At 63.2% G+C, this 3,257-nt stretch carries 4 protein-coding genes; 3 read left to right on the forward strand and 1 reads right to left on the reverse strand.

The window, feature by feature from the left end; all coding sequences use genetic code 11:
• Nucleotides 1-285 (forward strand): ATP-dependent helicase C-terminal domain-containing protein (locus WBB85_RS12720; RefSeq protein WP_432638978.1); only part of this gene is annotated, 285 nt, incomplete at its 5' end.
• A 117-nt stretch (nucleotides 286-402) separates the two neighbouring features.
• Nucleotides 403-1,308: a sulfite exporter TauE/SafE family protein gene (locus tag WBB85_RS12725; protein WP_432638981.1), complete on the forward strand. Its 906-nt coding sequence runs from the start codon at nucleotides 403-405 to the stop codon at nucleotides 1,306-1,308.
• A gap of 1 nt (nucleotide 1,309) precedes the next feature.
• Here the strand turns inward: WBB85_RS12725 and WBB85_RS12730 are convergent, their stop codons facing one another.
• Nucleotides 1,310-2,305, reverse strand: coding sequence for a sterol desaturase family protein (locus WBB85_RS12730; RefSeq protein WP_432638979.1), 996 nt, complete (start codon nucleotides 2,303-2,305; stop codon nucleotides 1,310-1,312).
• 96 nt (nucleotides 2,306-2,401) lie between these two features.
• Here WBB85_RS12730 and WBB85_RS12735 point away from each other — a divergent pair.
• Nucleotides 2,402-3,257, forward strand: an 856-nt coding sequence (locus tag WBB85_RS12735) for a LysR family transcriptional regulator (RefSeq protein ID WP_432638980.1), incomplete at its 3' end; no start/stop codon positions are given.

Below are 3,257 nucleotides of genomic sequence, written 5' to 3' on the forward strand. Positions count from 1 at the left end.
ATCGACTATGAGGGCGACCATCCCGGCATCGCGATCCGGCTGCAGGAGATGTTCGGCGTCACCGAACACCCCACAATCGGCCCAAAACGCCTGCCCTTGCGCATCACGCTGCTGTCACCGGGGCAGCGACCGGTGCAGACCACGCTCGACCTGCCCGGGTTCTGGGCCTCGTCCTACGCCGATGTCCGCAAGGATATGCGTGGCCAGTACCCAAAGCACCCCTGGCCCGAGGACCCGACCGTGGCCGAACCGACGTTGCGCGCCAAACCCCGCAGCAAGACCTGACATCTGGATATATGGGCGCGATCCAACTGGCGTGAAGGCATCTGCGGCGACCATTTGACACCGGCACGATTGGGAGTCATGACGCCACGGCATCCCAATAGCCAGCGCGGCACCCTCATGCATCTCTACCTGCCTATTGCCGAGGTTTCGGTGAACGTCTTTGTCCTTCTGCTGATCGGCGGCGGGGTCGGCGTGATGTCCGGCATGTTCGGCGTGGGGGGCGGGTTTCTGATAACACCGCTTCTGTTTTTCATCGGTGTGCCGCCCGCCGTTGCCGTCGCGACCTCGGCCAACCAGATCGTCGCCTCCTCGGTCTCGGCGATCCTTGCCCATATCCGGCGCAAGACGGTGGATTTCCGCATGGGCTGGATGCTTCTCGGTGGCGGTATCCTTGGCTCGGGCCTCGGGATGCTGGTCTTCAACTATCTCAAGGCTTTGGGGCAGGTTGAGCTGCTGATCCGGCTTTTCTACGTCATCTTTCTCGGCGGCATCGGGGCCTTGATGTTCGTCGAAAGCCTGCGGGCGATCCTGCGCGCGCGCGATGCCTCGCGTCCCGTCGTCACCCGGCGACCGCGCGGCTGGGTCACGGCCTTGCCGTTCAAGATGAAGTTCCGCACGTCGGGCCTTTATATCTCGGTGATCCCGCCACTGGCCGTCGGCGCGCTGGTCGGGTTCCTTGCGGCAATCATGGGGGTCGGCGGCGGCTTCATCATGGTGCCCGCCATGATCTATATCCTCAACATGCCCACGAAGGTCGTGGTCGGCACCTCGCTTTTCCAGATCATCTTCGTTTCAGCTTTCACCGCGATGATGCACGCGACCACCAACTACAGCGTCGACATGGTTCTTGCCGTGCTGCTGCTGGTCGGCGGTGTCATCGGTGCCCAGATCGGCGCGGGCATCGGCGCCAAGCTGAAGGCTGAACAATTGCGCATCCTGCTGGCGATCATGGTGCTGGCTGTCTGCATCAAGATCGCACTGGAACTCGGGCTGCGCCCGGATGAGCTTTACTCGCTGAAATAACTCAGCGTCCGATCCGCTTGCGCCGCTCCTTCATCCGCTCATGCGCCACTTCCGTGCCGTCGTGGAATGACCCGAACCACTTGTCCCAGGGCAGTTCCAGATTGCCGTAATTCACCTCGAAGTAGCGGTGATGCATCTGGTGGTGGAAGGTGCCGAGCGCGAGGTGCTTGCGATCCTTTACCAGAAGATTTTCGAACCCGGTATGCGAGGTCGCTGCCGTCAGGGACTGATGCTGCATATGAAAGAGGATGTGCAGGGGATGGGCCGGGATGAGGAAATGGATGAGGATCGATGAGAAAAAGATCAGATGCTCCACCGGATGCATCGAGAGGCCCGACCACGGACCGACATTGACATTGCGGTGATGCAGCGCATGGGCCAGCCGGTAGAGCGGCCCCCAGTGCAGCGCCCGGTGGACCCAGTAGAAATGGAAGGAAATCCAGACCGGCGTCAGCAGGAAAAGCATCACGAACCAGATCGGATGCGCGGACCATGTCAGAACGGGCGCCCAGCCATTCCCCATCGCCCAGAACATCACCACCTCGTAGGCGGTCCAGAACCCGACACCACTTGTCAGGGTCCAGAACATGTTGTCGCGGACCTGACTACCGAGGGTATACTGCTTGCCAGTGCGCGCAAGATCGCGCGGGTCGTATTTCAAACGGTCGCCCTGCCGCCGGAAGGTGAAGAAGAACAGGTGCAAGCCGCCCGCAACCAATGTCATCAGGATCAGGTTCCTGAACCAGACCCCTGCGATCCAACCCGGCGCAAGCGTCTTTGCCACTTCAAGGGACGGCTGAAACCACGCCCATGACGCCAGCGCAATGCCAACAAGGATCGAGTTCTCGGCAACCGCCAGCCAGCGCGAGGCCAGCCAGCGCGCCATCCGCGCGGGATCAGGCGGCCATGAGAAGAATGGCGACACCCGGATCGGCACGTCCGGGACATGGTGCCAGCCTTTGAGCGCCGGGGTGGTCGGTTCGGAATGATCCGTCATGGTGATCCCCTTGATTGGGGGCAGGATGGCGCAACAGCCTTGGCTTGAAAAACAGATTTAATCTGTCACCTTACTCTGAAAATCAGGGGAATTCAGATGCACAGCGACCTCCGACTGTCCCTGCGGCTCATGCGCGCCTATGTGGCTGCGGTGGACCACGGCACGATCGCAGGCGCGGCGGCGGCGTTGAATGTCGCGCCATCGGCCGTGGCGACCGCCATCGACAAGGTCGAGGCGGAATTCGCGACGACCCTCGTCATCCGCACTCGCGCACGCGGTGTTGCGCCAACCACTGCGGGGCGGCTTCTGGCGGACCGCATCCGCGCCCTGCTGGAGGATTATGAGGCGGTGATGACGGCAGGCCACGCGCTCGGCTCCGCCCTCTCGGGCGCGTTGCACATCGGCTATTACGCCCCGGTCGCACCGGCCTTTCTGCCCGAAATCGTGCAACCGATGCTGGCCGCCCATCCCGGCCTCACGGCGCATTTCCACGACTGCGACAATGACAGCGCGCAGGCTGGGCTTTTGGAGGGCATGCTTGACGTGATCCTCTTCGCCGGGGGCGAGGTGCGGGTGGGGGTCGCGACCGAGGTTCTGATTGAGGTGCCGCCATATGTGCTGGCTCCAGCCGGTCACGCATTGGCCAGTCGCGGCCATGCCTCCTTGCGCGATCTCGATGGCGCAGCCCTCGTGCTGCTCGATCTGCCGCTGGCCGGGGCCTATACTCGGTGCCTGTTCGAGGCGGCACAGGTCGCGCCCCGTATCGTCGCCACGGCCAGCTCGACCGAAATGGTGCGTAGCCTTGTCGGTGCGGGGACCGGCCTTGCGGTTCTGAACATGCGACCGCGGACGGCGGTCAGCTATGGCGGTGACGACCTTGTCGCCGTTCCGCTGCGCCCGGCGGCCCCGGGGCTGACGCTGATGGCAGGATATGTCGCGGGCCGACCGCGCC

The sequence above is a fragment of the Albidovulum sp. genome, assembly GCF_049646345.1.
In the GTDB taxonomy this organism is placed as follows: Bacteria; Pseudomonadota; Alphaproteobacteria; order Rhodobacterales; family Rhodobacteraceae; genus Albidovulum.